Source organism: Bradyrhizobium sp. Pa8 (assembly GCF_052588265.1).
Genome location: NZ_CP176767.1, coordinates 7,242,652 through 7,269,072, shown reverse-complemented (window position 1 = coordinate 7,269,072; position 26,421 = coordinate 7,242,652). Strand labels below are relative to the sequence as shown.

Genomic DNA, 26,421 nt, shown 5'->3' with positions numbered 1-26,421 from the left:
GACAAGGTTCTGCCCTCATTCCCGACCGAAACTCTCGGCAGTTCGGAGGGGCGTACCATGTCTCGCATTGCACGTGCCGCAAGTGCCCGGATTTCCCTCGCAACCTCGTGCCGGTTGCTGCTCGCCATCATCGGTGCCGCTTCACTCGCCGCCTGCGCGCAATCCCCGGTCGGCCGCCAAAAGGCTGATCTCGGCACCAGCCGGCAAGCCGCCGTCGAGCGGCCGCACAGGGTGGCGGCGCTGCATCCGCGGCCGATCCGCCGGGCGCGCGTTCCTGACGGTGGCGCAAAGCAAACCGCCTCGCATGGCGTTGCCAGCTTCTATTCGGATACGGAGACCGCGAGCGGCGAGAGGTTCGACAAGAACGAATTGACCGCGGCGCATCCCAGCCTGCCGTTCGGCACGAAGCTGCGCGTGACGGACGTTTCCTCCGGCCGCTTCGTGACCGTCCGGGTCAACGATCGCGGTCCCTATGTTCGCGGACGCGTGGTCGACATCTCGCCATCGGCAGCCGAGGCGCTCGGCATGGTCGACAAGGGCATCACCAATGTCCGGCTCGACGTGGTGCGATAGAGCGCGATTCATTGACTTGAGCCGCCCCGCTTAACCGAGTGTTAGTCGCCCTGGCGCACCATGAGTGCCCAAACAAATCGGGCTCCAATTTGGGGTCCTCGGGGGAGGCGGCGTTTGAACACGATCCAGTATCTCGAAGATCAGGCCGCGCGCGCCGAGCGGCTCGCCAAACGGATCACGGATACGCTGACGATCGAAAAGCTCCTGACCTTCGCTGACGAACGCCGCCGCGAAATCGAGGTCATCGCCGGCAAGTACCGGCGCGCCTGATAAACCATGCACTGAACGCATTCGCCCTCGCTGCGAGATGCGGAACTTCCGTTCGTCTTTGGCGTCATGTCAATGATGAATGTGGAGGAGGAAGTCATGGGTTTTGGACGAGGTGCTTTGCTTTGGCTTCTTGGCGTGCCGCTGCCGATCGTTCTGCTGCTGGCATTGTTCTGGCACCACTAAAGCATGACCCGGAAAAGCGTGGAGTGGTTTTCCGATAAGATCATGCTCAAACAATAATGCTGCCACACGAATAGCGCCGCGGAAGCGGCGCTTTTTTTGCCTGCGATTTGAAACGTATCAACGAGGACGAGGCGCGGTCAGCTATGGCTCTCGACGAAGTCGCTGAGATAGTCGGGAAGCCGGACGCCGTCGATGTCGCAGCGCGCCTTGATCTCGCCGGCGATTTCCGTCGAGATGTCCTTCATCCAATGCTCGAGCGTGTTGAACGAGATCACCTTGATCGGATCGTTGAAGCAGCCGGCGACGAGCTCGCCGATCGTGGCTTCAAGATCGCTTCGCTCGATGCGGATTTCAGTCGCCTTGTCGCGGCGATCAATCACCACGAACAGAGTCTGGTCTGCACCATAGGGCACGACCGCGGATGGTACGCCGGCTTCAAGCATCTTGGGCTCTCGTCTCGACTTCCGATCCCGGTTAACGGGAAAATCCGGTAAAAGGTTCCTGTCTTGTGAAAAGCTTGTCGCGCGCGTGCAGCTTCCGCGTCTGCACGCAATCAGAGAAATTCCCTCAACCGCGATAGCTCGATGACGTGCTCGGGCGAGAGGATATCGGTGACCAGTGGCGGCTGCGCAATCGTGTGAATCTCATAGAGATGCCTGATCGTGGCCGGCTTCTCCATGAAGGCCGAGATGCACTGGTCGAGCGTACCTTCGCTTATCGGATAAGAATCCCTGTCCGGTCGGCGCCGGTTCGCAAGCGACGGCCATTTATGCAGGGCTGCAGGCGCTCCGAAATCGACCTTTGAATCCGCAACCACGTCGCCCATCGTCCCGCCTCACGCAACAAAAATTGCCCCAACACGCGGATCTGCGTGCCGGGGCCCACACCTATCGCTGCATCTCAATGCCGAGCGCTCAACGCAGCAGCCGGGAAAAGGTTCCCGGCCGCCTTGCCGCAAATCAGCTCGCGGCCGCCGCAATTCTGTGGCCCGGGCTGGCATGATCGTGGCTATCCTCATCGCCGCGGCTGACTTCCGGCGGAAGCCCGGCGAAGCGCCGCAGGGCTTCGGCCATCTGCACCCGGCCTGCTACACCGGTGATCACCACGTCGACCATCGCAAAGGACGAGTGGAAATGGCCGCGCGCTCTGAGCTGCTCGACCGGGACGCCGGCGGCCGCCATTGCCTCGGCATAGGCGATGCCCTCGTCGCTCAACGGGTCGAATTCACAGGTGACGACCAAGGCCGGCGGCAGGCCGGCGACGTTGCCGCGCAGCGGCGAGACGCGCGGATCGGTGCGGTCGGCCGGTGAGCAGTAGAGGTCCCAGAACCAGTACATCAGCGAGCGCGTCAGGAAATAGCCGGTCGCGTTGTCGTTGTAGGAGGGCCGCTCGAAGGTGCAGTCGGTGACCGGGCAGACCAGGAGCTGGCCGGCGATCTCAGGCCCGCCGCGATCGCGCGCAAGCTGGCAGGTGACGGCGGCGATGTTGCCGCCGGCGCTCCAGCCCGCGACCAGTACCGGGCCCGGCCTGCCGCCAAGCTCGCTCGCGTGCTCGGCGATCCAGCGCGTTGCCGCATAGCCGTCCTCGGCCGCGGTCGGGAAACGATGCTCGGGCGCGTGGCGATAGCCGACGCTGACGAACATCATTCCGGTCCGCCGCACCAGATCGCGGCAGAGCGGCTCGTCCGATTGCTCGTCGCCGAGCACCCAGCCGCCGCCGTGGAAATAGACCACGACCGGATGGGGCCCCGGCGTTGCCGGCTTGTAGATCCGGTAAGGCAGCGGGCCGTCCGTGCCGGGCAGCGTGCCGTCGACGATATCGCCGATCGGCCGTCCCGCGGGCCGGCCCTTGTTGAACTCGTTGACGAAGGCGCGTGCGCCGAGCGCGCCCATCGACTCGATCGGCGGCAGGTTCAGCGATGTGAGCAGATTCAGCACCAGCCGCACATCCGGCTGCAGGCATACCACCTCGCCGTCGTTGCACTGCGCGGCGCCGTTGGGGCCGGTCAGCTTGAAGCCGAGCATGCCGCGGGCCGTGACCTCGTCGCAAATGCTGCGATAGGGGCCGACGCCGCCGGTGTAAGGCATCAGGCCCTGCACCTTGCCGGGCACGTTGGCGCCCGTGTACCAGGTGTTGGCGAGCCGGTGCAGGGTCACCATCGAACAGTCCGTCATGTGCCGGCTCCAGCCGGCCTGCGCCGTCTCGGTCGGCTCGATCGTGGTGAAGCCGGCGTCGCGCAGCGCAGCGATGCGGTCGACGACCCAGTCGACATGCTGCTCGATCGACACCGCCATGTTCGACAGCACCGACGGGCTGCCGGGCCCGGTGATCATGAAGAAGTTGGGGAAGCCCTCGACCGTCAGCCCGAGATAGGTCTGCGGCCCCCGCGCCCAGACATCGGTCAGCGACTTGCCGCCGCGTCCGGTGATCGGATGCACGGCGCGGATCGCGCCGGTCATGGCGTCGAAGCCGGTCGCGAACACGATGACGTCGACATCGACGCTGCGCTTCGCCGTTGTGATGCCGCTGGCGGTGATCGCCTTGATCGGCTCCTGGCGCAGATTGACCAGCGTGACGTTCGGCCGGTTGTAGGTCGCATAGTAATTGGTATCGAGGCAGGGGCGCTTTGCGCCGAAAGGATGATCGTGCGGCGTGAGCGCCGCAGCGGTCTCGGGGTCGTTGACGGCGGCGCGGATCTTCTCGCGGATCAGGTCCTGGACGATCTTGTTGCCGTCGACGTCGACGGCCTGGTCGGCCCAGAGCTGCGTCAGGATGTGGACGAGGTCGCCGGCTGCCCAAGCACGTTCGAACCGCTCACGACGCTCGGCGTCGCTCAATTGCCAGCTCACGACGGTCTGCTGCGGATAGGGCACGCCGGTCATCGACTGTCGCGCCTGCTCGCGATAGGCGGCGCGATCGCTCTGGAAAATATCCATGCGATCGGATGGCGAGGGGCCGTTATGCGCCGGCAGCGCGAAGTTTGGCGTGCGCTGGAACACGGTCAGATGCGCGGCCTGCTCGGCGATCAGCGGGATCGACTGGATGGCTGACGAGCCCGTGCCGATCACGGCGACGCGCTTGCCGGCGAGATCGACGCCGTCATTCGGCCAGCGCCCGGTGAAATAGACTTTGCCCTCGAAATCCTTGACGCCGTCGATTTCCGGCGGCTTCGGCGCGGAGAGGCAGCCTGTGGCCATGATGTAGTGGCGGCAGGAGACCGGCGTGCCGCTGCTCGTGGTGAGCTGCCAGCGCTCAGTCGCTTCATCCCATTTGGCTTCGGTGACCTTGGTCTTGAAGCGGATGTCGCGGCGCAGATCGTAGCGGTCGGCGACGAAGCCGAGATAGCGCAGGATCTCGGGCTGGGTCGCGTATTTCTTCGACCAGGTCCACGCGTTATCGAGCTCGGGATCGAAAGTGTAGCTGTAGTCGATGGTCTGGATATCGCAGCGCGCGCCGGGATAGCGGTTCCAGTACCAGGTGCCGCCGACATCGCCGGCTTCCTCGAGGGCGACCGCCGTGAGGCCGGACTTGCGCAGGCGATGGAGAAGATAAAGGCCGGCAAATCCGGCGCCGACCACGGCAACGTCGACCTGTTGGGCTGTTCCATTCGCCGCCTTGGACTCACGTGCGGCGACCATTGCGTCCGGCATGGTATTCCTCCCGTGTCGTTTGTTTTGCCGGCAGGCTATCGCCGCAGGCTTTGCTTGTCATCAGGACAGGTACAATCTTCGGTAGTCGTTTGCGGCACCATCGTGGCCGCGCGAAGGTTGCGGCGATACACGCACCGCGATGCACAACCGCCGGGATTGTCCGGGCTAATCAGACCACATCCTTCTGTGTATGCTTGCGGTTACAAGCCACGCGTACCGACCGGACGTCATGACAGAGTTGAGCGAGCGGACGAAAGCCAACATGGACGTCGTCCTGGAGCAGACGTGCCGCCAATTGCCGCACGGCGGCGATCACGACAGCCGCAGGTTCATCGCCGAGCGCCTGATCGAGGCGGCGCAATCAGGCCATTCCACGCTTGGTGAGCTCGGCATCGTCGCACGCCGCGCGCTGGCGGAGATCGTCGCCAAGGGCGGCTAGCTGGCGCCGCCGAGCTTGCCTCATCGCGGGCCGCAGACGTAAGCTGTCGGGGAACCTTTTGGCGCATCGAGATCCCCCAGGATGCGGCTCCAGTTTGCGCTCGTTGTGGCGTCTTCACTCCTTTGCTGGGACGGTGCGGCCGTCGCTCAGGCGGTCGGGCAGTTTCCGTTCGCACTGACGCGTGAAGGACAGATGCTCGGCGCGGTCGAGGGCGAGGTGGCGTCGTTCAAGGGGCTGGCCTACGCGGCGGCTCCGGTCGGCGCACTGCGCTGGCGCCCACCGCAGGCAACGGCCGAGAACCCCGAGATGCGCACCGCCTATGAGTACGGCGCGCCGTGTCTTCAGCCCTCGGTGCCGGGCACGAGCGAGGACTGCCTCACGCTCAACGTATTCCGTCCCTTCGGCGTCGACGGCCCGCTGCCGGTGATGGTCTTCATCCATGACAGCGGCTTCGTCAGCGGCACCGCGAATGATCCGCTGTTCGACGGTGCAAAGCTCGCGCAAGCCGGCCTCATCGTGGTCACCCTGAACTATCGTCTCGGCGTGCTCGGCTGGCTCACTCATCCCGCGCTGTCGGAAGGTGGCTCCGGTAATTACGGCCTGATGGACCAGATCGCGGCGCTGCATTGGGTACACGACAACATCGCGGCCTTCGGCGGCGATCCGAACAATGTCACCTTGTTCGGCGGCGGCGCGGGCGCAACATCGATCGCGCTGCTGATGCTGTGTGCGCAATCGCGCGACCTCTTCCAGAAAGCCATTCTGCAATCGCTGCCCGGCCGCGCGCGCCAGCGCCCGGTGCAGGAGGCGGAGGCCGTGGGCCGGCAATTCGTGGCGGCGCTTGGGCAGCAGGGGGCGGATTTGCGCGTCGTGGCGCCGGCGCGGCTGCTTGCTGCCGAACAAAAACTGCTCGCCAAATCCGAACGCAGCTTCGCGCCTGCGATGGATGGAATCCTGGTGCGCGAAGACGTGGCCGCGGGATTTGCGGCGGGACATGAAAGCCGTATTCCCCTCATCATCGGCTCGAATGACGACGAGACGCGTTTCGACGGCGAGCGGGAGATCAAGGAGACGCTGGCATCCTCGGGCGAGAGCAGCGATGAGCTGCGCCAGCTCTATCCTGATATCGCCAGGCCCTCGGAGCGCGCAGCCAAATTCTATTCCGACAAGGTTTTCTCCGAGCCGGTCAGGCTGCTTGCCCGCCTCCATGCGGCAACCGGTGCGCCTACGTTTCGCTATCGTTTCGCTTACGTGACCGAGGCCCGGCGCACAAATCCCGACGAAGGGCACGGGCGCGAGTTGCAATTCATCTTCGGCGCGGAAGGCGTGCCCGGCGCGGGACCGCTCACATGGGGGGATCGCGAGGTCGCGAACCGCATGCGCGCTTACTGGATCAACTTTGCAAGGAATGGCAATCCCAACGGCCCGGACCTGCCGCGTTGGGACGCGGCCGCAGACCGCGATCGCCTGCTGCTGATCGCGAACGATCGCATCGCGAGCGGCGACGACCCGTGGTCGGATCGCCTGGACCGGCTTGCAAGTGAGAGCAGAAAATGAGTTGGGCTTAGGCCGCGAGCTCGACGCGCGGCGCCGGGCTCAGCCGGTGTTCTTCCAGATGGTCCATCGCGCCGTCCTTCTCGACGGCGTAGAACTGGTGGCCGTCCTTGGACCTGTAGGCGGCGCGAACGACGCCGCGGCGGCCCTTGTCACTGTTGACGACGTCCCCCAGCGCAAACTTCTTCATCTCACGTCTCGCTTGTCTTCAGGCCGACTCCTTCGGCCACGGCCGGATTGTGGGCGGCAAATCGTTAACGACTTGCTAACCATACCGGTTTGCCTATGCTCGCCCGTTCGCGCGGGCAGCTCGCACGCGCATATTGTCAACGAGACGAGCCGGCATCCATGACGCGATCTCCAACCCTCTTCCTGTCGCATGGCGGCGGCCCCTGGCCCTTCATGGAGGACCGGCGGGTGCAATATGCCAAAACGGCCGCGGAGTTCGGCCGGCTGCCGCAGCTTCTCCCCGAGAGGCCGAAGGCCGTGCTCGTCATCACCGGTCATTGGGAGGCCGAAGCCTTCACCGTGTCGACCTCGCCGCAGCCGCCGATGGTGTACGACTATTACGGTTTCCCCGAGCATACCTATCACCTCAAATATCCGGCGCCGGGCAAGCCGGAGCTCGCCGCGGAGGTGAGGGCGCTGCTCAAGCACGCGGGCCTCGATTGCCGGGAGGATCCCAATCAGGGTTTCGATCACGGCACCTTCGTGCCGCTCGGCCTGATGTATCCGAACGCGGACATGCCGATCGTGCTGCTGTCGCTGAAGTCGAGCTACGATGCGGCCGAGCACATCAAGGTCGGACAGGCGATCGCATCGCTCCGCGACGAGGGCATCTTGATCGTCGGCAGCGGGCTCACCTATCACAACATGCGCGGCTTCAACCGGCCGGAGTCTAAGCCGGTCTCGTATGATTTCGAGGCCTATCTGAACGAGGCGATCAGCAATCCGGATACGGCGCGGCGCAACGCGATGCTGGTCGACTGGGAGAACGCGCCGAGCGCGCGTCTCGCGCATCCCCGCGAGGACCATCTGTTACCGCTGATGGTCGCGGCAGGTGCCGCCGGCAGCGACGTGGGCAAGCGCGTCTTCGTCGACGAGGTCGCGAGCGTCGCGATGGCGTCGTATGTGTTTGGATGAATCGTAGGGTGGATCAGCGCAGCGCAATCTACCATCGAGCCGCAATGAAGGTGGTGGATTGCGCTGGCGGACTGCGCTTCGCGCAGCCGCGGGCTAATCCACCTTACGGGGTTCCGACTAAATATGTTGAAAACAACCCCATGCACAGTAGAACGGCCCAGTAAATAGAATGGCTTAGCAGAGTACTTTTGCCGGGCAGGATACGCGAGCGGTATTTCGACGGGTTTGACACGTCGGGCAAAACAGCGGCAAAATTCGATCATGGCACCGCTCTCGCTCGGCCACACCAAGATCGAAGGCACGGTGCGCTATCTCGGCATCGAGGTTGACGACGTGCTCGCGATTGGCGAACAAGTTGGTGTGAATTATCAGGGCAGAGCGGACATGCCTTGCCCGTCGGCCATCAGCCGCTTCGGGCCAACAGGCGAGTTCGAAACAAGAGAACCGCCAAACGAACCGGTCTTCAGCGAGCGCGCATTGGGGAGGCCGCCAGTTGCGGACAACCGGGGGCAGCCTGATAGCTGAAGCACAGCGATTCACGGTATTTGCGAGGAGTCCGCTTTGGGTTCGTTGCGCCGTTGAAGGTGCGAGTCTCCGCCGCGATCAGGCGGCAGCTGTGGTGTCCGAGGCACAGTTCTCCAACAACTGGCTTCCAATCGGGAGGCCTGTCGATTTTGTCTAGACGGACAGTGCTAGTGCCGGCTTACTCTTGATTGTCCGAGTCTGGAAATACTTCGGTTTCAGGATTATCGACGCCTCTGATGACGCTGCATGTCACGGCCAACGACGCTCAGACTGGCGCCCCCCGCTGTGACGTGAAGGCGGTCATCGCCGTAGTTGGACTTGCGATCGAGGCCAGAATAGCCGGTGCGCCAGCGATGATCGCTGAAGGTGACCGGACCGCCTTTTACTTGCGTGACGCCATCAGACATGGCGCGCGCGGCATTATCAGTTTCGGGGTGTGCGGCGGGCTAGATCCGAAGCTCCGACCAGGTAACATTGTCATCGCCTCGTCGGTATTTGCCGCGAAAGATGAAGCTTATCCAGCTGACCTTCCCTGGGCCGAGGAGCTCCTTCGGATGATCCCGGGTGCCAGCTACTCTGCGATAGCTGGTGTCGCTTCCCCGATGACAAGTCTTGAAGAGAGACGGGATTTCCATGGCATCACCGGGGCGGTTGCCGCCGATATGGAGTCGCAGATCGTCGCTCGAATTGCTTCCGAACTCAGAATTCCCTTTGCCGTCTGTCGTGTTGTTCTAAACCCCGCTCATCGAAAACTTCCGAGGGCAGCGCTCATAGATATCGGGCCAGCAGGTAAGCCTGAACTGCGCAAGATTGGACGTTCGCTTGTTCAAGACCCGGGGCAACTCCCTGGTCTTAGCCGGCTCGCCGTTGACTCCGTCATGGCGGTGATGGCTTTGCGCAGCGCCAAGCGACGGCTCGGAGCTCACTTTGGTTTCCCGCACCTGTGTTCACGAGACCGAGTCCCCATTCCGACGCGCGTACTTGAAACGATAGCCACACGCGCCTGATCCTGCAGCAGCGCGCTCCCGATCTCAGACTCCAGGCTTGTCCAGGTCCGAGATGGTGTTTGAATCTGCACGCCGGCGCAGGAAGACGTTACTCACCGAAAGAGCCGGCGCGGCCAAAATATCCGCCAGCGCGTTCCAGGAAAACGTTGGCCGAGGCGCGCCCGCGTGGCACGAGGTCTGCTCGGCCGCTCGTCCGAAGCAGCCTCGTCGTCTCATAAATCGCCAGGCGAGCGGGTTCCAGTCGCGCCAAACCTGCTCGGCCCTTTGGGATAGCAAGCCCGAGACGATTTCCGGCGCAGGTCCGAAGACCTCAGGCAGTTTGCCCGACAAACTGTTGTCCGACAGAACGTCCCATCTCGAAAATCCGCCCATGATCGGAGATGAAATGGCGAACACCACGCGACCAATCCGCGCCTCCCGTGCCGGGAAAGAACACATTGGGCAAGGTTCGACAATTGAATACAAGGTGCAATCCGGCAAACGCTTTTGTCTTAGAATCTTCTGCGCCTCTGAAAGAGCCACGAGTTCCGCGTGTCGGGTCACGTCGCATTCCGATGAAACGTGGTTGGTCGCTTCTGCGATGACCTGTCCTCGAAACGCGATTACGGCGCCGAATGGCAGCTCTCCTTGCTTCACCCCTTGCCGGGCGAGTTCGAGGCATCTTTCCATCATTCGCAGATCTTGAACGTCAGCTTCTGATCTACTCATGGGCGGTCCCTCGGGAACGCAAAATCGGTGTTGAGAATGCGTTGGGTTCTGTCGCCGTCCTTTCAAATTGCGGCGGTGCCGGAGCGACGAAGAATCTTTCCGGCGCCGGAGGCCGCTCCTGCGGCCCGGCATATTGGCAATTAAACAACGGGCTACGAACAGTCTGACTTGATCTGGATCAAGGACCGTTACCTTTCAAGTACCGCACTGACCACGCGATGGTCGATTGTCTATGTCGGCTCCGGGGTCCCTCAAAATGGACATCCCGGATTTTATAGGTACACGCGCTAATCCGCCCTACGCAGAATCAAGCTCACCCGTACCTCAGCTTCATGAACAGGATGCCGCCGGCGAGCACTATGGTGATGGCGTTGGCCGCGACCAGCGGGGCGTCGCCAGTGAGCAGGCCGTAGATGAGCCAGAGCGCCAGGCCCAGCACCATGACCAGGAACATGCCGAGCGAGATGTCGCGCGCCGAGCGGGTCTTCCAGACCTTGATGAACTGCGGCGCGTAGGCGACGGTGGTGCAGGTGGCGGCAGCAAAGCCGATCAGCTTGATCGCGAAAGGTTCCATGCCGGCTCTATAGCATGGATTCGGTGGTGATCATGGCCAGAGCCTTTTCCGTTCCGATGAAATCGGAACGGGACTCTGGATTCTTGTTTTGACGCGTTTTCTTTACGCGAACCGGTATCCACTTCGCTCGAAAACGCTACGTCCGGCGCGCCGCCACGAGATCGCGATAGAGCACGGCATAGTCGCCGGCGCGGTTGCGCCAGGAGACGTCGGTCGCAAGGCCGCTCAATTGCAGCCGGCGCCAGGTCGCCTTGTTGCGGAAGGCGGTGTTGGCCTTGCGCAGCGTGCCGGTGAGGGCCTCTACGGTGACGGGCGCGAACTTGAAGCCGGTCGCGTCGCGGTCCGATGTGTTGGACTCGCCGATATCGACGATGGTGTCTTCGAGGCCGCCGACGCGCGACACGATCGGGACGGCGCCGTAGCGCAGCGCGTAGAGCTGGGTCAGGCCGCACGGCTCGAACCGCGAGGGCACGATGAGGGCGTCCGATCCGGCCTGGATCAGGTGCGCCAAAATCTCGTCATAGCCGATCACGACGCCGATCCGCCCGGGGTTCGCGCGGGCGACGGCCTGATAGCGATCCTGGAGATCGCGATCGCCGCTGCCGAGCAGCGCGAGCTGCATGCCGTCGCCCAAAATGGTCGGAATGGCCTCGAGCAGGAGATCGAGCCCCTTCTGCCAGGACAGGCGGCTGATGACGCCGAGCAACGGCGCCTCGTCCGAGGAATCGAGATTGAACTGTTGCTGAAGCACCGCCTTGTTCGCGGCGCGGAACGTGAGGTCCTCTGCGCCGAAGCGGTAGGCGATGTGCGGATCGGTTTGCGGATTCCACACGTCGATGTCGATGCCGTTGAGGATGCCGCTCAGCACATCGGCGCGTTCGCGCAGCAGCCCGCCGAGCCCCATGCCGCCTTCATCGCTCTGGATCTCCTGCGCATAGGTCGGCGATACCGTGGTGATGCGATCGGCGAGTTGAAGCCCCGCCTTGAGGAAGCTGATGCCGCCGAAATATTCGAGGCCGTGAACGTTCAAGGAATCCCAGGGCAGGCCGATCGAACCGATCAGCTCGGGAGCGAACTTGCCCTGATAGGCCATGTTGTGGATGGTCATCACGGTGCCGGGCCGCGGACGGTTGTCATAGTGCAGATAAGCGGGCGCAAGCCCCGCCTGCCAGTCATGGGCGTGCACGACATCGGGCACGAACGCGGGGACGAGGCCGTGGCCGATGTCGGCGGCAATGCGTGACAGTGCGGCGAAGCGCAGGCCATTGTCGGGCCAGTCGACGCCCTCGGCAGTGACGTAGGGATTGCCCGGCCGCGCATAGAGATGCGGCACGTCGAGCACGAATAGATCGAGCCCGTCATGCGAGCCGGCGAGCAGGCGTCCGGGGCCGCCGAAATAATCCGGCCAGCACCGGATTTCGCCGGCTCCCCTCAGCATTCGCATCACGTCGGGATAGCCCGGCATCAGCGTGCGCATCTCGACGCCGTGCGCCTTCAGCGCAAGCGGCAGTGCGCCGGCGACATCCGCGAGGCCGCCGGTCTTGACGATCGGGTAGACTTCAGAGGCGACCGCGAGGACGCGAACAGGCGTCATGTATTGAGCCTGTCGAGCATTGTCTGGGTGATGAGCGAAATGCCCTGCTCGGTGGTGCGGAAGCGCTTGGCGTCGAGTTCGGGGTCCTCGCCGACGACGAGCCCCTCGGGGATTTCGACGCCGCGGTCGATCACGACGTTCTTCAAGCGAGCGCCGCGGCCGACATTCACGTAGGGCATGATCACGGCGTTCTCGACAGTGGCGTAGGAGTTGACGCGCACGCCGGTGAACAGCAGCGAGCGACGCAGCGAGGCGCCGGAGATGATGCAGCCGCCCGAGACCAGCGAGCTCACGGCCTGGCCGCGCCGGCTCTCCTCGTCATGGACGAACTTGGCGGGCGGCGTGATCTCCGCATAGGACCAGATCGGCCAGGCGCGGTCGAACAGGTCGAGCTCCGGCACGACGTCGGTGAGGTCGATGTTCGCCGCCCAATAGGCGTCGACCGTGCCGACGTCGCGCCAGTAGGAGCGGGGGTCGCTGCCGGAGCGAACGCAGGAGGTCGAGAACTGGTGCGCGATCGCACGACCGTTCTTGACGATGTGGGGAATGATGTCCTTGCCGAAATCGTGGTTGGAGTTCGGGTCTTCGGCGTCGCGCTTGAGCTCGTCGAACAGGAATTTCGCGTCGAACACGTAGATGCCCATGCTGGCGAGCGAGACGTCCGGCTTGCCCGGCATCGGCGGCGGATCGGCCGGCTTCTCCAGGAACTGCTGGATCCAGCCGTTCTCGTCGATATGCATGATCCCGAAGCCGGAAGATTCCTGGCGCGGCATTTCGAGGCAGCCGACCGTGACGTCGGCGCCGCTGTCGACATGCTGGCGCAGCATCACCTCGTAGTCCATCTTGTAGATGTGGTCGCCGGCGAGCACGACGATGAAGCGTGCGTTGTGCGACTCGATGATGTCGATGTTCTGATAGATCGCATCCGCCGTGCCGACATACCACATGTTCTCCGACACGCGCTGGCTGGCCGGGAGGATGTCAAAACTCTCGTTGCGTTCGGGGCGGAAGAAGTTCCAGCCCATCTGAAGGTGCCGGATCAGGCTGTGCGCCTTGTACTGGGTCGCGACCGCGATCCGGCGGATGCCGGAATTCACCGCATTGGACAGCGCGAAATCGATGATGCGGGACTTGCCGCCGAAATAGACCGCGGGCTTGGCGCGCCGGTCGGTCAGTTCCAGGAGCCGGCTGCCGCGTCCGCCGGCCAGGACGAACGCCAGCGCCTGACGGGCAAGCGGCTCGGGTCTCGCGGCACTCATGTCATCCTCCCACACCTCTGGCGCTTCGCGAGTAGCCTCCCGGCCGCGCACATTGGAACCGATAGTAACGGTACGAATAGTAAATCAGGAAGGTGCTTGTTGGTTGCGAACGCATGGGAAGCTTAATGCTTTGCTGTGGCCTCCGGCTCCGTCGCACCAGTGTCATTTCCGTGCGGGCGCTGGCGTTGGCGCGGACCACAATCGAGGCATGCGCGGGTATTCTTGTGCGGTGCACGCAATGCAGACTGTGACTTTCGGAGGCTTTGACTTGGGGCAAGGATGCCCGATCATGGCCTTGCGATCCTTTTCCAAGCGAAACGTCAGACAGGGAGCAAGACGATGAGTATCTGGAAGACGGCAATTGCCTGTTCGCTGGCGGGCGCGGTGATGGCCGGCCAAATCGAGCAGGCGGCGGCGGCTCCGCTGCCGACCAACGTCGCGACCATGAAGGCCGCCGTTGGTGACGATGTCACCCCGGTGTATTGGCGCGGCCGTGGCTGGGGCGGAGGAGGCTGGGGATGGGGCGCAGGAGGCCTCCTTGCCGGAGCAATCATCGGCGGCGCCATCGCGAGCAGCGCGCCCTATGGTTACTATGGCGGCGGCCCGTATTACGGCGGCTATGGTTATGGGCCGGGCTATGGCTATGGCTACGCTCCGTCCTATGGCTATGCGCCGGCCTATTACGGCGGCTACGGGCCGAGCTATGGGTATGGCGGCTACTACGCGCGTCCCCGCTACTACGGCTATCGAGCCTATCGTCCGTACTACGGCCCTCGCTACGGCTACTACCGGTCGTACCGGGCCTATGGCGGATATTGGTAAGGGTCCTGCGCGGCTAGAGCGAGAGCCACACGATCAGGCTCATGCAGGCGAGATGCGCGAGCACGATCGCGGCGAGATGCAACGGGCCGGCCTTGAGGCTGGACTTGCGCATCCCGCCGCGCCCCGCGCTAGTTTGACCCCGCGGCCGCGGCCGTAAAGCTGCGGTCCACGGCTTTGCTCACGTCGAGCGTCTTCGGCAGGATGCCGTAGCGCGTCGAGCGGCCGGAGGCTTCCTGCACCTCCTTCACCACGTTCTGGTCGATCACGATCGGGCTGGTGCGCTGTGCGGTGTAGGCCGATAGCAGCACGTCCTCCGGCAGTTTTGTTAGTTCGGCCGTGCTCTTTGCGTATTCGGCAACATGATCGAGCGACCACAGCCGCGCCTTGTTCAGCCGCTGCACGAGGTCCTGCACCGCCGCGCGCTTGGTGGCGATGGCGTTGTCGGAGGTCACGATGAAGGTGATGGTCGGCGTCAGGCCTTCGCCGTCGGCGATCACGCGGGCCTTGTCCTTCAGCGTCGCGAACGAGACATAGGGCTCCCACACCGCCCAGGCATCGATCGAGCCGGCGACGAGTGCGATCTTGGCGTCGACAGGCCCGAGCGGCGCGAAGGTCGCGTCCTCCAGCTTGATCTGCGCTTTCTCCAGCGTCGCGTCGATCAGGAACTGGCCCCAGCCGCCGCGCGTGCCGGCGAGGCGTTTTCCCTTGAGATCGGCGGCCGACTTGATCGGCGAATCCTGGCGCACGAGGATCGCTTGCGTCTTCGCATCCGACTTTGTGCCGCCGATTGCCTTGATCGGCGCGCCGGCCGCATAGACCGAGAGGAAGGAGAGATCGCCGGTGTAGCCGACGTCGAGCGCGCCGGCGTTCAGCGCTTCCAGGATTGGAGCGGCGGCGGGGAATTCCGACCATTCGATCTTGTAGGGCAGGTCCTTCGCATAGCCGGAGATTTCGAGCAGCGAGCGGTTGCCGCCCTTCTGGTCGCCGACGCGCAGCACGACGGCGTCGGCCGCGAACGAGGCGGCAGCGGTCGACAAGGTGATGGCTGCGGCGAACAGCGATGCTGCGAGCCGGCGTGTGATGGAATGGTCGTCGAAGTTGATGCTCATGTGGCCTGTCTTGTTGCTTTGCCCACGACGCGTGAGCGAGCGATGCAGCGAGACGATCAAGTCTATGACGGCGCAATGCGCAGTCAATGAAATGGCTATCCGTATTGCAGATGCGTCGGGCAATGACGTTTCAGCGTAGCGCCGCTTTCGAGAACGCACCGCGTGCGCGGCGGGTGATGCGCAAGAATGATGCAGGCTGCGGAGTCGCGGCGCATCCTTGCAAGATGATGCAGCAACGAAAATCGTTTCATCGCTGTCCCATGCGCTGATGGAGAGAATGACCTCGCTTCGCGCCACATTCGAAATTCCATTTCATTGACGATGCGGCGGGCGCGCCGCATGATTTGCGCATCGCATCAAAGCGGCGCGGGAAGCGCCGGCGAAAATTATTCTCTCAACGCAGCTCCGTACGGAACATGCGCAACGCGAGGCGTTGCGCGCATGGCGGAGCTGTGCCAGCGCAGGAGCGGGGACTGATGGGCAACGACAACAAGAGCAGTGGATCGGGCCTCGACCGGCGTCATTTGCTGCAGGCGGGGCTTGCGGCGGCATTGGCCGCGCCGCTTGGTGCCTTTGGTGCAGCACAGGCCTTTGCGCCACAGTCGATCGCGCCCGGCGTTGATCTCTCGGAGTTTCCGCTGTGCCGGACGGCCGCGGATGGCCCCGTCCTCACCGGCGCGCCGCGCAAGCTGAAACTGTCGTGGAACGCCGGCGCGGTCTGTCTCGCGCCGGTGCCCGTCGCCATCGAGCACGGCTTCTTCCAGAAGCACAATCTCGACATCGAGCTCATCAACTATTCCGGCTCGACCGACCAGCTGCTCGAGGCGATCGCGACGGGAAAAAGCGATGCGGGGCTCGGCATGGCGCTGCGTTGGCTGAAGCCGTTGGAGCAGGGCTTTGACGTCAAGATCGCCGCCGGCACCCATGGCGGCTGCATGCGCGTCCTGACCCGCGCCGATTCCAGCGTGAGCAAGCTCGCCGACCTCAAGGGCAAGATCGTCGCGGTCGGCGATCTCGGTGGTCCCGACAAGAACTTCTTCTCCGTCCAGCTCGCCAAGCTCGGTATCGATCCCAACAAGGATGTCGACTGGCGCGCCTATCCCGGCAACCTGCTCAACGTCGCCGTCGAGAAGGGCGAGGTGCAGGCCTTCCTGTCGTCCGATCCGCTCGGCTATCTCTGGCTCAAGGACAGCCAGTACAAGGAAGTCGCTTCCAACCTTGACGGCGAATATCGCGACAAGAGCTGCTGCATCCTCGGCCTGCGCGGCAGCCTGGTGCGCGAGGAGCCGCAGGTCGCGCGCGCCCTGACGCAGGCGCTGCTCGATGCCGCGATGTTCACCGCGCAGAATCCGGCCGTGACGGCGAAGTCGTTCCAGCCTTACGCGCCGAAGACGGCGTCGCTCGCCGATATCGAGGGCATGGTGCGCTACCACACCCACCATCATCATCCCGTGGGTGAAGTGCTCAAGCGCGAGCTGAAGTCCTATGCCGACGATTTGAAGAGCGTCCAGGTCTTCAAGCAGAGCACCGATACGGCCAAATTCGCGGAGCGCATCTATGTCGACGTATTCGCTGTCTGACGGCCTCGCCTCCGGCGCGCCGCGCCTCTCGCGCGCGCCGGTCTTTGCGAACTGGGTCCGGGAATCCGGCGTCGGCATTCTCGCCAGCGTCGCGTGGATCGCGTTCGGCCTGTCCTGCCTGTGGTGGGAGGATGTCGGCGACTGGTCGCGGACGCACTCGCTAGGCATCGCCGCCTTCATCGTTGCCGCAATCGCCTTGTTCGGCACCGTCGGCGCCGATTATCTGGGTACCGCGGGTAAGGCCTTGCGCCAGCGCGCGCCCTGGCTGGTGGCGCTCGGCGTATTCCTGACGTTGTGGGAAGTTGCCACCGCAAAATTCGCCTGGCTGCCGCTGCCGTTCTTCCCGCCGCCGCAGTCGATCATCGAGGTCTATACCGACGATCTGCCAAAGCTGCTCGACAGCGTTTTCGCCTCGGTCAAGCTGCAGCTTGGCGGCTATCTGATCGGCGCCACGGTCGGCTTCCTGACCGGCGTTTCGATCGGCTGGTCGCGCGCGGTCGGCTATTGGGTGCATCCGGTGCTGCGCTTCATCGGCCCGCTGCCGGCAACCGCCTGGCTGCCGATTGCCTTCTTCACGTTTCCGTCGAGCTGGAGCGCCTCGACCTTCCTGATCGCGCTGGCGACCGGCTTCCCGGTCACTGTGCTGACCTGGTCCGGTGTCGCGAGCGTCAGCAACGCCTATTACGACGTCGCACGTACGCTGGGCGCAAAGCCGTCCTTCCTGGTGCTGAAGGTCGCGATTCCCGCGGCACTCCCGCACGTCTTCGTCGGCCTGTTCATGGGACTCGGCTCGTCCTTCGCCGTGCTCGTCGTGGCCGAGATGATCGGCGTGAAGGCCGGGCTCGGCTGGTACCTGCAATGGGCGCAGGGCTGGGCCGCCTACGCCAACATGTATGCAGCGCTGATCGTGATGTCGCTGCTCTGCTCCGGCGCCATCACGCTGCTGTTCGCCATCCGCGATCGCCTGCTGGTCTGGCAGAAGGGGACCGTGAAATGGTAGCCGCAACCGCACTGGCCGAAATCGCGCCCCCGTCGGCCGCCGGCGCCGCGCTCGACATCGAGCAGGTCAGCCACGCCTTCGACATCGATGGCACTGAGCTGCCTGTTCTCAGCGACGTCAGCATCTCCGTGGAGCCGGGCGAGTTCGTCGCGTTGCTTGGCCCGTCGGGCTGCGGCAAGTCCACGCTCCTGAGGCTCGTCGCCGGCCTCGACAAGCCCAGGGCCGGAACGCTGCGTGAGGACGAGAGCCGCATTAGGGCTCCGCATCCCTCGCGCGTCGTCGTGTTCCAGGATCCGACCCTTTTTCCCTGGCGGTCGGTCTGGGACAACGTCGCCCTGGGCCTCGAGGCCCAGGGCATTTTGAAGAGCCAGCGTCGCCGCGTCGATGCTGCGCTCGATCTCGTCGGCCTTGCGTCCTTCCGCAACGCCTATCCCCATCAGCTCTCCGGCGGCATGGCGCAGCGCGTCGCGCTCGCCCGCGCGCTCGTGAATGATCCAAAAATCCTGATCCTCGACGAGCCGCTCGGCAAGCTCGACTCGCTGACCCGCATCACCATGCAGGCCGAGCTCGTCTCGCTCTGGCAGCGCAAGGGCTTTACCACGCTGCTGGTGACGCACGACGCCGAGGAGGCGCTGGTGCTCGCCAACCGCGTCATCGTGTTCAGCGACCGCCCGGCGCGGGTGAAGGCCGACATCCGTGTCGACCGGCCCTATCCGCGCCATCGTGGCGATCCATATCTTGCGGATCTGCGCCGCCAGATTCTCGGCTTGTTGGGGCTGGACGCCACATGGTGACCTCTGTAGCCCAGGGCCGGGCGGCCCATGGCGAACCCGATTACATCGCGCGTGCAGAGGCGCTGGCAGAGCGCTTCGCCGCGCGCGCGGCCGAACATGATCGGACCGGCAGCTTTCCGTTCGAGAATTTTCGCGAGCTGTCCGATGCGGGCCTGCTGTCGCTGACGGTTCCGGCCGTTCATGGCGGGGCCGGGGCGGGCGCACGATACGCCGCGCGGGTCATCGGCATCATCGGCAAGGCCGATTCCTCGACCGCGCTGGTGCTGTCGATGCACTACATCAACCATCTGGTGATGGGGCGCAGCCCGACCTGGCCGTTACGGCACTCGCGCCAGCTTGCGCGCGAGAGCGTCGAGGGCCTCGCGCTCGTCAACGCGCTCCGCGTCGAGCCAGAGCTCGGCTCGCCCTCGCGCGGCGGCCTGCCGGCGACGATCGCGCGCCGCACCGAAACCGGCTGGCGCCTGACCGGTCACAAGATCTATTCGACGGGATCGCCGATCCTGAAATGGTATCTTGTCTGGGCGCGGACAGACGAAGCCGAGCCGCGCGTCGGGCAGTTCCTGGTGCCGGCGGGACTGCCGGGCACCCGCATCGTCGAGACCTGGGATCATCACGGCCTGCGCGCCAGCGGCAGTCACGACGTCATCTTCGACGACGTCGTGATCCCGCTCGATGCCGAGGTCGATGTCCGCAAGCCCCAGGGGTGGCGTGCGCCCGACGTTGCGCAAGCGACCGTCCACACGGTGTTCGTCGCCGCGATCTATGACGGAATTGCCCGTGCCGCGCGCGACTGGTTCGTCTCGTTCCTGAAGCAGCGCGTCCCCGCCAGCCTTCGCGCGCCGCTTGCGACCTTGCCGCGGGCGCAGGAGATCCTCGGTGCCATCGAGGCCAGGCTCGCAGTCAACGCGCGGCTGATCGAGACGTTCGCCCGCGACTTCGACGACGGCGTCGATCTCTCCACCGGCGAATCCAACGTGATCAAGCTGACGGTGACCAACAACGCCGTCGCAGTGGTCGAGGATGCACTGTCGCTGACCGGCAATCACGGCCTGTCCCGCACCAATCCGCTGGAGCGGCACTATCGCGACGTGCTGTGCGGCCGCGTGCACACGCCGCAGGACGATGCCACCCGCACCGGCCTCGGCCGCGCCGCATTGGGCCTTTAGCTTTCAGGACAACAAACAGGGAGACGATCATGTCGATCGAGTTCATCGGCTTCATCAGCAACAACAATTCGTCCGAGACCGTCGTCCGCGAGGGGCCGGTCCTCAACCCCACCCACATCGAAACGGTGGCCAAGGCGCACGAGAATGCCGGCTTCGACCGCGCGCTGCTGGCGTTTCATTCGACGACGCCGGATGCGCTCCAAATCGCCCAGCACGTGCTGGGCGTCACCGACCGTCTCAATGTGCTGATCGCGCAGCGGCCCGGGTTCACCGCGCCGACGCTGCTGGCGCGCCAGTTCGCCGTGCTCGACCAGCTTTCGCGCGGCAGGGTCGCGCTGCATGTCATCACCGGCGGCAATGCGACCGAGCTTCGGCAGGACGGCAACACGCTCGACGACAAGGACGAGCGTTATGCCCGGACCTCCGAGTTCCTCGATGTCCTCAAGCTGGAATGGACCAGCGACAAGCCGTTCACCTACAAGGGCAGGCACTACCAGGTCGAGAACGGGTTCTCGCAGGTGAAGCCGTATCGTCCCGAGGGCATCCGGATCTATTTCGGCGGCGCTTCGGATGCGGCGATCGAGGTCGCCGGCAAGCATGCCGACACCTTTGCGCTGTGGGGCGAATCCTATGCGCAGGTGCGCGACGTCACCTCCCGCGTCCACAACGCTGCGGTTCGTCAGGGACGGCCGACGCCGCGTTTCAGCCTCTCGGTGCGGCCGATCATTGCCCCGACCGAGAAGCAGGCCTGGGAGAAGGCGGAAGAGATTCTGGCGCGCGCCACCGCGCTCCAAGACAAGACCGGCTACCGCAAGCCTGCCGACGGCCATGCCACGGCCGGCGCGCGACGCCTGCTCTCGCTCGCCGACCAGGGCAGCCGCATCGACAAGCGGCTCTGGACCGAGATCGCAAAGCTCACCGGCGCCAACAGCAACACCACCGCGCTGGTCGGCACGCCCGAGCAAGTCGCCGAAGTGTTCGGCGACTATTACGACCTCGGTATCAGCCACTTCCTGATCCGCGGTTTCGATCCGCTGATCGACGCCATCGAATATGGCCGCGAGCTGATCCCGTTGACGCGCGAGCTGGTCGCCAAGCGCCAGGCCGTTCGCGGCGAGGCGGCGGAATGATCCGTCTCATGCTGGCCGGCGCGCTGCTGTTCGGCTCATTGGAGCTCGCGGCGGCGCAAACCACCTTGCGCGTTGGCGACCAGAAGGGCAATTCGCAGGCCGTGATGGAAGCGGCAGGCGTGCTCAAGGACGTGCCTTACAAGATCGAGTGGAAGGAATTTCCGGCGGCGGCACCGCTGCTGGAAGCGCTCAGCGCCGGAGCGATCGAGACCGGCATCGTGGGCGATGCACCCTTCACCTTCGCCGCCGCCTCCGGCGCGCCGGTGAAGGCGATCGCCGCGATCCGTCAGACGCGCGAGGGGCTCGCGATCCTGGTGCCCGAGAATTCACCGATCAAGAGTTTCGCCGATCTGCGCGGCAAGAAGATCGCAACTGGTCGTGGATCGATTGGTCATCAGCTGATCCTGGCTGCGCTGGAGAAGAACGGCCGGGCTGCGTCCGACGTGCAGATCGCGTTCCTGGCGCCGTCCGATGCCAAGATCGCCTACACGCAAGGCTCCGTCGATGCGTGGTCGACCTGGGAGCCGTATGTGAGCCAGGAAGAGGTGCTGTTCAAATCGCGCCGCGTCATCACCTCGGAGGGCCTGACGCCGGGGCTGAGCTTTCAGGTCGCGCGGCCCGACGCCATCCGCGACAAGCGCGCGGAGCTGACCGACTTCATCCGGCGCCTCACGGCGGCGCGGGCGTGGTCACTGAGCAACATCGACAGCTATGCCGCGACCTGGGGCAAGCTGATGAACATCCCGACCGCCGTGCCGCAGAACTGGCTGTCGCGCGCAAAGATCCGCATTGCCCCGATCGACGACGGCGTTGTCGCGGACGAGCAGAGCACGATCGACCTCTATTTCCGCTGGGGCCTGATCAAGCAGAAGCTCGATGCGGCCGAGATCGTCGACCGTTCATTTGCGGACGCGATCGCCAAGGCGGGGCTGTAAGGCAACGCTCTCCGTCGTCATTCCGGGGCGCGCCTCTTGGCGCGAGCCCGGAATCCATTCATCTACAAGTACTGCCGCCCGATGGATTCCGGGTTCGCCCTTCAGGCGCCCCGGAATGACGATGGGGGGATACGCAAGCTCACGACTACCTCAAGCATCCGTGAGGCTAGAATAACGCCTACAGTCTGATCGCCACTTTCGAAACGTTCCTTCTGCATTTAGCGCCTTCGACAACACCCGCATTGCTATTTGCAGCGCCTCCCTTGCACCACGCCACACCCCGTCAAAAATCAGACAGACGACCACATCGGGAGACCGGCCATGGGCCTGCAAGAAACAAGAATCGAATCGCTTCCCTTCGTCACTGCTGAACTCAATTACCTCGCGCCGGTTTCCGGCAAGCCGCGCACCTATGCTTTCGATCCGCCGCCGGGCGAGCCCAAGAGCACGTCGTTGCCGGAGCCGCATCAGGTCCCGATCTTCGATGCGCGCCTGATCGCGGACAATTTCTCGCTCGATCGCGAGGGCTTTGCGCTGGTGCGTCACCCGACCCAGGTGAAGGATTTTTACAACGACGAGGAAATCCGCACCGTCTACTATCGCGCCGTCGAGGCCTTTTTGCGGGCGACGCTGAAGGCCGATCGCGTCTTCATTTTCGATCACACCGTGCGCAGGCGCGTCGAAGGCGCTCCTGATATTCGCGACGGCGGCCCGCGCCAGCCTGCGACGCGCGTCCATGTCGACCAGACCGCTGTCTCCGGCGCCAACCGCGTGCGCGAGCATCTGCCCGACGAAGCCGATGCGCTGTTGAAAGGTCGTGTGCAGGTGATCAACCTCTGGCGGCCGATCCGCGGACCCTTGCGCGATTCACCGCTGGCGATGGCCGACGGCACGACGATCGCGCCCGACGATCTCGTCGCCTCCGATCTGATCTATCCCAATCGCCGCGGCGAGATCTATTCGGTGAAATACAATCCGAACCACCGCTGGTTCTATTTTCCGGAGATGACGCCGGACGAGGCGCTGCTGCTCAAGTGCCATGATTCCGCAACCGACGGCCGGACGCGGTTCGGGCCGCATACGGCGTTCGTCGATCCGACCACGCCGGCCGATGCGGCTCCGCGCGAAAGCATCGAGGTCCGCACGCTGGTGTTCCACAAACAGTAACAATGTGTGATGGCCCTGCCGGGCGCGCCTGGCAGTGTTCCTGGAACTTACCGGAACAAATCGACGTTTGCGGCGCCGGGCAGGGCAACCGGGAGCGGTGCCGTGCGAACGCAGACGACGCTTTTCTTCAGTCTGGCAACTTTTTCGCTTTCTGCATTTTCTGTCGCGCAAGCCGAAAGCGGGCTTGCCTCATACTACGGTTACGGAAAAGCCGGTAAGGGCGGCGAGCTGACCTGCGCCCACCGCACGCGCCCGTTCGGCACCGTGCTGAGGGTGTCCTACGGCAGCCGGTCGATCCAGTGCCGCGTCAATGATCGCGGCCCCTTCATCCGCGGCCGGATCGTCGATCTCTCGGTGCCGCGGCCAAGGCGCTCGGCATGATGAGCGCCGGCGTGGTGCGGGTCTCGGTGGAATAGGCTGGCCGTCACGCTATAGTGCCGCCCAACGCAAGGGTAAGGGGGGCGCTATGGCCAGGATTCGGGTGGGACTTGTCGGCTGCGGCTTCGTGTCGGAGCTGCATATGCATGCGTTCCGCCGCGTCTACGGTGTGGATGTCGAGGTCGCGGCGGTCGCGGCGCGCGGCGATCATGTCGTCGAATTTGCCGGCCGCCACGGCATTCCGCGGGTCTATCGCAGCTTCGCCGAACTGATCGCGGATCGCGAGCTCGATGTCATCGACATCTGCACCCCGCCCAATCTCCATGCCGACATGATCGTCGCCAGCATGCAGGCCGGCAAGCACGTGATCTGCGAGAAGCCGTTCGCCGGCTATTTCGGCCGTGCAGGCGACGCGCAGCCGATCGGCAAGCATGTGCCGAAGGCGCTGATGTATGAGCGGGTGCTGGAGGAGATGGACGCGACCCGCGCCGCGATCGAGCGCACCGGAAAACTCTTCATGTATGCGGAGGATTGGGTCTACGCGCCCGCGGTGACCAAGACCGCGGAGATCATCAGGGCGACGAAAGACAAGATCCTGTTCATGAAGGGCGAGGAGAGTCATTCCGGCTCGCACGCCGCGCATGCCGCGCAATGGGCGATGACCGGCGGCGGCTCGCTGATCCGCATGGGCTGCCATCCGCTCTCGGCCGTGCTTTATCTCAAGCAGGTGGAGGCCAGGGCGCGCGGCGAAACCATCCGCGTCGCCAGCGTCACCGGCGACGTCGGCAACGTCACGGCCGTCCTGAAGCCCGAGGAGCGCACCTACATCAAGGCCAACCCGGTCGATGTCGAAGATTGGGGCACGCTGACGGCGACCTTCTCCGACGGCACCAAGGCGACCGTGTTTTCCGGCGACATGATCATGGGCGGCGTGCGCAATCTGATCGAAACCTACACTTCCGGCGGTTCGCTGTTCGCCAACATCACCCCGAACACGCATCTGATGAGCTACCAGACCTCCGAGGAAAGGCTTGCCAGCGTCTACATCACCGAAAAGGTCGACCGCAAAACCGGCTGGCAATATGTCTGCCTCGAGGAGGAGTGGACGCGCGGCTATCTCCAGGAGATCCAGGATTTCATGGAATGCGCCGCGACCGGACGGCAGCCGCTGTCGGACCTGGCGCTGGCGTATGAGACGATCAAGGTGAACTACGCGGGCTACTGGGCCGCGGAGGAGGGACGGCGGGTGGTGTTGTAGGGCGCGGCTCCGTTACCCTCCCCTGGAGGGGGAGGGTCGATCGCGCGAAGCGCGAGCGGGGTGGGGTGATCTCTCAAATCGGGCAGTGTCCGTGAGGAGAGATCACCCCACCCCGCAACGCATTCCGCTCCGCTGCATGCGTAGCGACCCTCCCCCTCCCGGGGAGGGTGGCACCGTCCACGCCGTCCTCAGGCCCCGTAGGTCGAACCCTTCGGCAGCGGAAATACCGGGTCCTGCGTGCGGATGTTGGTCGGCCACACCACTGAGATGCGCTCGCCGGCATTCTGCATCACGACCGGGGTCGAGCGCTCGTTCTGGCCTGACAGCGGCGTTCCCGGCGGGAAGAATTTCACGCCATAGCCCTGGATGGTGCCGCCGGCGGGAATGTCGACGTCGAGCGCGGCCTTGCGGATGGCCTCGGGATCGAAGCTGCCGTATTTCTCCTTGGCGACCGGCAACACGTTGTTGAGCAGCAACCAGGTCTGGTTGAAGCCCATCGAGCAGTGTGGCGGCACTTCGGTCGCGCCGGTCTTGGCCTTGTAGCGCGTAACCATGGCGTTGGTCAGATCGCCGATACCCGGTGCGAGCTTCGCGGGATCGAGCAATTGCGCCGGTACCGGATCGATGTTGCAGAAATTGTCGATGTCGGCGCCGAAGGTCGCGCGCAGCTTGTCGAGCTGGCTGTAGCCGGCGCCGGCGCCGAACAGCATCTTGAAGCGCAATCCGCTCTCGCGCGCCTGGCGCAGGAACAGGGTGATGTCGGGGTTGTAACCGGCGTGCGAAATCACGTCGGCCTTGGCGCGCTTGATTTTCGTGACGAGCACCGAGAGGTCGGGCGCCGAGGCGGAGTAGCCCTCGCGCAGGACCACCTGGATGCCGGCCTGCTTCGCATAGGCCTCGTCGGCCGCCGCGACGCCGACGCCATAGGGGCCGTCCTCGTGGATCAACGCGACCTTGACGTCCTTCGGATCCATACCGAGCTTGCCTTGCGCATGCTCGGCGAGGAAGCTCGCGAACGCCTGGCCATACTGGTCGGAATGGATCTGCGCGCGAAACACGTATTGCAGGTTCTTGTCCTTGAACACGGCGGTCGAGACCGCGGTCGTGATCCAGAGGATCTTCTTCTGCTGCTCGACCTTGGCCGCGAGTGGCACTGCATGCGAGCTCGCATAGACGCCGTTGAGGATGTCGATCTTCTCCTGACTGATCAGGCGTTCGGCCTCGTTGATCGCAACGTCGGGTTTGCTCTGGGAATCCGCGGCGACCGGAACAATCTTGGTCTTGCCGCCGACACCGCCTTTCTCGTTGACGAGGTCGATCGCGATCTGCGCGCCGATTGACGAGGCGACCGAGCCGCCGGCGGCGAAGGGGCCGGTGAGATCGTAGATCAGGCCGATGCGCAAATTCTCGGCTTGCGCCTGGGCCCGGGTCCAATCGAGGCTGAGCGCAGCGGCGGCAGCCGCAGTGCTCTTCAGCAGCTGCCTGCGTGAAGTCGGCATCCTATCCTCCCTCAAACCCGTCTGTTGATTGGTCTTGTTATTTTTTTGCGAAGTATGGGGAGCGGGACGATGGAAAGTCAACATGGCGAAAGGTCGATAGGCGG

The 26,421-nt window shown here is 64.3% G+C and carries 26 protein-coding genes and 1 pseudogene; 17 read left to right on the top strand and 10 right to left on the bottom strand.

Annotated elements, in window-relative coordinates; translation table 11 throughout:
* Positions 1 to 57 precede the first annotated feature (57 nt).
* Both ACKWRH_RS34475 and ACKWRH_RS34470 read left to right on the top strand, forming a co-directional pair.
* Positions 58 to 573, top strand: a complete 516-nt coding sequence (locus ACKWRH_RS34475) for a septal ring lytic transglycosylase RlpA family protein (protein WP_445217158.1) — start codon at positions 58 to 60, stop codon at positions 571 to 573.
* Positions 574 to 687: 114 nt separating this feature from the next.
* Positions 688 to 843, top strand: a complete 156-nt coding sequence (locus ACKWRH_RS34470) for a hypothetical protein (RefSeq protein WP_445217157.1) — start codon at positions 688 to 690, stop codon at positions 841 to 843.
* A 320-nt stretch (positions 844 to 1,163) separates the two neighbouring features.
* Here the strand turns inward: ACKWRH_RS34470 and ACKWRH_RS34465 are convergent, their stop codons facing one another.
* From ACKWRH_RS34465 to ACKWRH_RS34455, 3 genes are all read right to left on the bottom strand, one after another.
* Positions 1,164 to 1,469 carry a hypothetical protein gene (locus tag ACKWRH_RS34465; protein ID WP_014493104.1) on the bottom strand — a complete coding sequence of 102 codons (306 nt, stop codon included), beginning with the start codon at positions 1,467 to 1,469 and terminating at the stop codon, positions 1,164 to 1,166.
* Positions 1,470 to 1,579: 110 nt separating this feature from the next.
* On the bottom strand, positions 1,580 to 1,852 hold the full coding sequence (locus tag ACKWRH_RS34460; RefSeq protein WP_445217156.1) for a hypothetical protein: 273 nt from the start codon (positions 1,850 to 1,852) through the stop codon (positions 1,580 to 1,582).
* Between the two features lie 133 nt (positions 1,853 to 1,985).
* Entirely contained in the window at positions 1,986 to 4,676 is a 2,691-nt protein-coding gene (locus ACKWRH_RS34455) for a flavin-containing monooxygenase (RefSeq protein WP_445217155.1), read from the bottom strand.
* A gap of 190 nt (positions 4,677 to 4,866) precedes the next feature.
* Between ACKWRH_RS34455 and ACKWRH_RS34450 the strand changes: the two genes are divergently transcribed.
* Both ACKWRH_RS34450 and ACKWRH_RS34445 read left to right on the top strand, forming a co-directional pair.
* Positions 4,867 to 5,115 carry a hypothetical protein gene (locus ACKWRH_RS34450; RefSeq protein WP_014493107.1) on the top strand — a complete coding sequence of 83 codons (249 nt, stop codon included), beginning with the start codon at positions 4,867 to 4,869 and terminating at the stop codon, positions 5,113 to 5,115.
* Between the two features lie 81 nt (positions 5,116 to 5,196).
* Positions 5,197 to 6,672: a carboxylesterase/lipase family protein gene (locus ACKWRH_RS34445; RefSeq protein ID WP_445217154.1), complete on the top strand. Its 1,476-nt coding sequence runs from the start codon at positions 5,197 to 5,199 to the stop codon at positions 6,670 to 6,672.
* Between the two features lie 7 nt (positions 6,673 to 6,679).
* Here the strand turns inward: ACKWRH_RS34445 and ACKWRH_RS34440 are convergent, their stop codons facing one another.
* Positions 6,680 to 6,859, bottom strand: a complete 180-nt coding sequence (locus ACKWRH_RS34440) for a hypothetical protein (RefSeq protein ID WP_441256194.1) — start codon at positions 6,857 to 6,859, stop codon at positions 6,680 to 6,682.
* A 158-nt stretch (positions 6,860 to 7,017) separates the two neighbouring features.
* Here ACKWRH_RS34440 and ACKWRH_RS34435 point away from each other — a divergent pair, with 158 nt between their 5' ends.
* The 3 genes from ACKWRH_RS34435 (at position 7,018) to ACKWRH_RS34425 (ending at position 9,344) form a co-directional block, all read left to right on the top strand.
* Positions 7,018 to 7,812, top strand: coding sequence for a DODA-type extradiol aromatic ring-opening family dioxygenase (locus ACKWRH_RS34435; RefSeq protein WP_445217153.1), 795 nt, complete (start codon positions 7,018 to 7,020; stop codon positions 7,810 to 7,812).
* A 261-nt stretch (positions 7,813 to 8,073) separates the two neighbouring features.
* Positions 8,074 to 8,337 carry a hypothetical protein gene (locus tag ACKWRH_RS34430; protein WP_445217152.1) on the top strand — a complete coding sequence of 88 codons (264 nt, stop codon included), beginning with the start codon at positions 8,074 to 8,076 and terminating at the stop codon, positions 8,335 to 8,337.
* 236 nt (positions 8,338 to 8,573) lie between these two features.
* The gene (locus ACKWRH_RS34425) at positions 8,574 to 9,344 is read left to right on the top strand and encodes a phosphorylase family protein (RefSeq protein ID WP_445217151.1); all 771 of its coding nucleotides are present in this window, start codon (positions 8,574 to 8,576) and stop codon (positions 9,342 to 9,344) included.
* Positions 9,345 to 9,368: 24 nt separating this feature from the next.
* Here ACKWRH_RS34425 and ACKWRH_RS34420 read toward each other — a convergent pair whose 3' ends face one another.
* From ACKWRH_RS34420 to glgC, 4 genes are all read right to left on the bottom strand, one after another.
* Complete coding sequence (locus tag ACKWRH_RS34420; RefSeq protein WP_445217150.1) at positions 9,369 to 10,052, bottom strand: nucleoside deaminase; 684 nt, start codon at positions 10,050 to 10,052, stop codon at positions 9,369 to 9,371.
* A gap of 313 nt (positions 10,053 to 10,365) precedes the next feature.
* Positions 10,366 to 10,626, bottom strand: coding sequence for a SemiSWEET transporter (locus tag ACKWRH_RS34415; protein ID WP_445217149.1), 261 nt, complete (start codon positions 10,624 to 10,626; stop codon positions 10,366 to 10,368).
* A gap of 136 nt (positions 10,627 to 10,762) precedes the next feature.
* Positions 10,763 to 12,220 carry a glycogen synthase GlgA gene (glgA, locus tag ACKWRH_RS34410; protein ID WP_445217148.1) on the bottom strand — a complete coding sequence of 486 codons (1,458 nt, stop codon included), beginning with the start codon at positions 12,218 to 12,220 and terminating at the stop codon, positions 10,763 to 10,765.
* Positions 12,217 to 13,479 carry a glucose-1-phosphate adenylyltransferase gene (glgC, locus tag ACKWRH_RS34405; protein ID WP_445217147.1) on the bottom strand — a complete coding sequence of 421 codons (1,263 nt, stop codon included), beginning with the start codon at positions 13,477 to 13,479 and terminating at the stop codon, positions 12,217 to 12,219. Before glgC ends, glgA begins: the two co-directional genes overlap by 4 nt.
* Before the next feature lie 339 nt (positions 13,480 to 13,818).
* Here glgC and ACKWRH_RS34400 point away from each other — a divergent pair, with 339 nt between their 5' ends.
* Positions 13,819 to 14,301, top strand: a complete 483-nt coding sequence (locus ACKWRH_RS34400; RefSeq protein ID WP_445217146.1) for a hypothetical protein — start codon at positions 13,819 to 13,821, stop codon at positions 14,299 to 14,301.
* A gap of 128 nt (positions 14,302 to 14,429) precedes the next feature.
* Here the strand turns inward: ACKWRH_RS34400 and ACKWRH_RS34395 are convergent, their stop codons facing one another.
* Positions 14,430 to 15,410, bottom strand: coding sequence for an ABC transporter substrate-binding protein (locus tag ACKWRH_RS34395; protein ID WP_445217145.1), 981 nt, complete (start codon positions 15,408 to 15,410; stop codon positions 14,430 to 14,432).
* A 476-nt stretch (positions 15,411 to 15,886) separates the two neighbouring features.
* Here ACKWRH_RS34395 and ACKWRH_RS34390 point away from each other — a divergent pair, with 476 nt between their 5' ends.
* The 9 genes and pseudogenes from ACKWRH_RS34390 (at position 15,887) to ACKWRH_RS34350 (ending at position 24,818) form a co-directional block, all read left to right on the top strand.
* A complete protein-coding gene (locus tag ACKWRH_RS34390) occupies positions 15,887 to 16,990 on the top strand; it encodes an ABC transporter substrate-binding protein (RefSeq protein WP_445217144.1) in 1,104 nt (367 codons plus the stop codon).
* Positions 16,968 to 17,990: an ABC transporter permease gene (locus ACKWRH_RS34385; protein ID WP_445217143.1), complete on the top strand. Its 1,023-nt coding sequence runs from the start codon at positions 16,968 to 16,970 to the stop codon at positions 17,988 to 17,990. The genes ACKWRH_RS34390 and ACKWRH_RS34385 overlap by 23 nt, the downstream gene beginning before the upstream one ends.
* Positions 17,984 to 18,784, top strand: coding sequence for an ABC transporter ATP-binding protein (locus tag ACKWRH_RS34380; RefSeq protein WP_445217142.1), 801 nt, complete (start codon positions 17,984 to 17,986; stop codon positions 18,782 to 18,784). The genes ACKWRH_RS34385 and ACKWRH_RS34380 overlap by 7 nt, the downstream gene beginning before the upstream one ends.
* A complete protein-coding gene (locus tag ACKWRH_RS34375) occupies positions 18,778 to 19,950 on the top strand; it encodes an acyl-CoA dehydrogenase family protein (RefSeq protein WP_445217141.1) in 1,173 nt (390 codons plus the stop codon). The genes ACKWRH_RS34380 and ACKWRH_RS34375 overlap by 7 nt, the downstream gene beginning before the upstream one ends.
* Before the next feature lie 29 nt (positions 19,951 to 19,979).
* Positions 19,980 to 21,080: an LLM class flavin-dependent oxidoreductase gene (locus tag ACKWRH_RS34370; protein WP_445217140.1), complete on the top strand. Its 1,101-nt coding sequence runs from the start codon at positions 19,980 to 19,982 to the stop codon at positions 21,078 to 21,080.
* Positions 21,077 to 22,015, top strand: a complete 939-nt coding sequence (locus ACKWRH_RS34365; protein ID WP_445217139.1) for an ABC transporter substrate-binding protein — start codon at positions 21,077 to 21,079, stop codon at positions 22,013 to 22,015. The genes ACKWRH_RS34370 and ACKWRH_RS34365 overlap by 4 nt, the downstream gene beginning before the upstream one ends.
* 321 nt (positions 22,016 to 22,336) lie before the next feature.
* Entirely contained in the window at positions 22,337 to 23,182 is an 846-nt protein-coding gene (locus ACKWRH_RS34360; protein ID WP_445217138.1) for a CmcJ/NvfI family oxidoreductase, read from the top strand.
* 102 nt (positions 23,183 to 23,284) lie between these two features.
* A pseudogene (locus ACKWRH_RS34355) lies at positions 23,285 to 23,598 on the top strand (septal ring lytic transglycosylase RlpA family protein).
* A 50-nt stretch (positions 23,599 to 23,648) separates the two neighbouring features.
* Positions 23,649 to 24,818, top strand: a complete 1,170-nt coding sequence (locus tag ACKWRH_RS34350; RefSeq protein ID WP_445217137.1) for a Gfo/Idh/MocA family protein — start codon at positions 23,649 to 23,651, stop codon at positions 24,816 to 24,818.
* 188 nt (positions 24,819 to 25,006) lie between these two features.
* Here ACKWRH_RS34350 and ACKWRH_RS34345 read toward each other — a convergent pair whose 3' ends face one another.
* Positions 25,007 to 26,317 carry an ABC transporter substrate-binding protein gene (locus tag ACKWRH_RS34345; RefSeq protein ID WP_028152081.1) on the bottom strand — a complete coding sequence of 437 codons (1,311 nt, stop codon included), beginning with the start codon at positions 26,315 to 26,317 and terminating at the stop codon, positions 25,007 to 25,009.
* Positions 26,318 to 26,421: the final 104 nt, after the last annotated feature.

Bases quoted from the DNA above. Each gene is read 5' to 3' on its own strand.
- ACKWRH_RS34475 (WP_445217158.1), top strand. From the start codon at position 58: ATGTCTCGCATTGCACGTGCCGCAAGTGCCCGGATTTCCCTCGCAACC.
- ACKWRH_RS34465 (WP_014493104.1), bottom strand. From the start codon at position 1,469: ATGCTTGAAGCCGGCGTACCATCCGCGGTCGTGCCCTATGGTGCAGAC.
- ACKWRH_RS34460 (WP_445217156.1), bottom strand. From the start codon at position 1,852: ATGGGCGACGTGGTTGCGGATTCAAAGGTCGATTTCGGAGCGCCTGCA.
- ACKWRH_RS34455 (WP_445217155.1), bottom strand. From the start codon at position 4,676: ATGCCGGACGCAATGGTCGCCGCACGTGAGTCCAAGGCGGCGAATGGA.
- ACKWRH_RS34450 (WP_014493107.1), top strand. From the start codon at position 4,867: ATGCTTGCGGTTACAAGCCACGCGTACCGACCGGACGTCATGACAGAG.
- ACKWRH_RS34445 (WP_445217154.1), top strand. From the start codon at position 5,197: ATGCGGCTCCAGTTTGCGCTCGTTGTGGCGTCTTCACTCCTTTGCTGG.
- ACKWRH_RS34440 (WP_441256194.1), bottom strand. From the start codon at position 6,859: ATGAAGAAGTTTGCGCTGGGGGACGTCGTCAACAGTGACAAGGGCCGC.
- ACKWRH_RS34435 (WP_445217153.1), top strand. From the start codon at position 7,018: ATGACGCGATCTCCAACCCTCTTCCTGTCGCATGGCGGCGGCCCCTGG.
- ACKWRH_RS34430 (WP_445217152.1), top strand. From the start codon at position 8,074: ATGGCACCGCTCTCGCTCGGCCACACCAAGATCGAAGGCACGGTGCGC.
- ACKWRH_RS34425 (WP_445217151.1), top strand. From the start codon at position 8,574: ATGACGCTGCATGTCACGGCCAACGACGCTCAGACTGGCGCCCCCCGC.
- ACKWRH_RS34420 (WP_445217150.1), bottom strand. From the start codon at position 10,052: ATGAGTAGATCAGAAGCTGACGTTCAAGATCTGCGAATGATGGAAAGA.
- ACKWRH_RS34415 (WP_445217149.1), bottom strand. From the start codon at position 10,626: ATGGAACCTTTCGCGATCAAGCTGATCGGCTTTGCTGCCGCCACCTGC.
- glgA (WP_445217148.1), bottom strand. From the start codon at position 12,220: ATGACGCCTGTTCGCGTCCTCGCGGTCGCCTCTGAAGTCTACCCGATC.
- glgC (WP_445217147.1), bottom strand. From the start codon at position 13,479: ATGAGTGCCGCGAGACCCGAGCCGCTTGCCCGTCAGGCGCTGGCGTTC.
- ACKWRH_RS34400 (WP_445217146.1), top strand. From the start codon at position 13,819: ATGAGTATCTGGAAGACGGCAATTGCCTGTTCGCTGGCGGGCGCGGTG.
- ACKWRH_RS34395 (WP_445217145.1), bottom strand. From the start codon at position 15,410: ATGAGCATCAACTTCGACGACCATTCCATCACACGCCGGCTCGCAGCA.
- ACKWRH_RS34390 (WP_445217144.1), top strand. From the start codon at position 15,887: ATGGGCAACGACAACAAGAGCAGTGGATCGGGCCTCGACCGGCGTCAT.
- ACKWRH_RS34385 (WP_445217143.1), top strand. From the start codon at position 16,968: ATGTCGACGTATTCGCTGTCTGACGGCCTCGCCTCCGGCGCGCCGCGC.
- ACKWRH_RS34380 (WP_445217142.1), top strand. From the start codon at position 17,984: ATGGTAGCCGCAACCGCACTGGCCGAAATCGCGCCCCCGTCGGCCGCC.
- ACKWRH_RS34375 (WP_445217141.1), top strand. From the start codon at position 18,778: ATGGTGACCTCTGTAGCCCAGGGCCGGGCGGCCCATGGCGAACCCGAT.
- ACKWRH_RS34370 (WP_445217140.1), top strand. From the start codon at position 19,980: ATGTCGATCGAGTTCATCGGCTTCATCAGCAACAACAATTCGTCCGAG.
- ACKWRH_RS34365 (WP_445217139.1), top strand. From the start codon at position 21,077: ATGATCCGTCTCATGCTGGCCGGCGCGCTGCTGTTCGGCTCATTGGAG.
- ACKWRH_RS34360 (WP_445217138.1), top strand. From the start codon at position 22,337: ATGGGCCTGCAAGAAACAAGAATCGAATCGCTTCCCTTCGTCACTGCT.
- ACKWRH_RS34350 (WP_445217137.1), top strand. From the start codon at position 23,649: ATGGCCAGGATTCGGGTGGGACTTGTCGGCTGCGGCTTCGTGTCGGAG.
- ACKWRH_RS34345 (WP_028152081.1), bottom strand. From the start codon at position 26,317: ATGCCGACTTCACGCAGGCAGCTGCTGAAGAGCACTGCGGCTGCCGCC.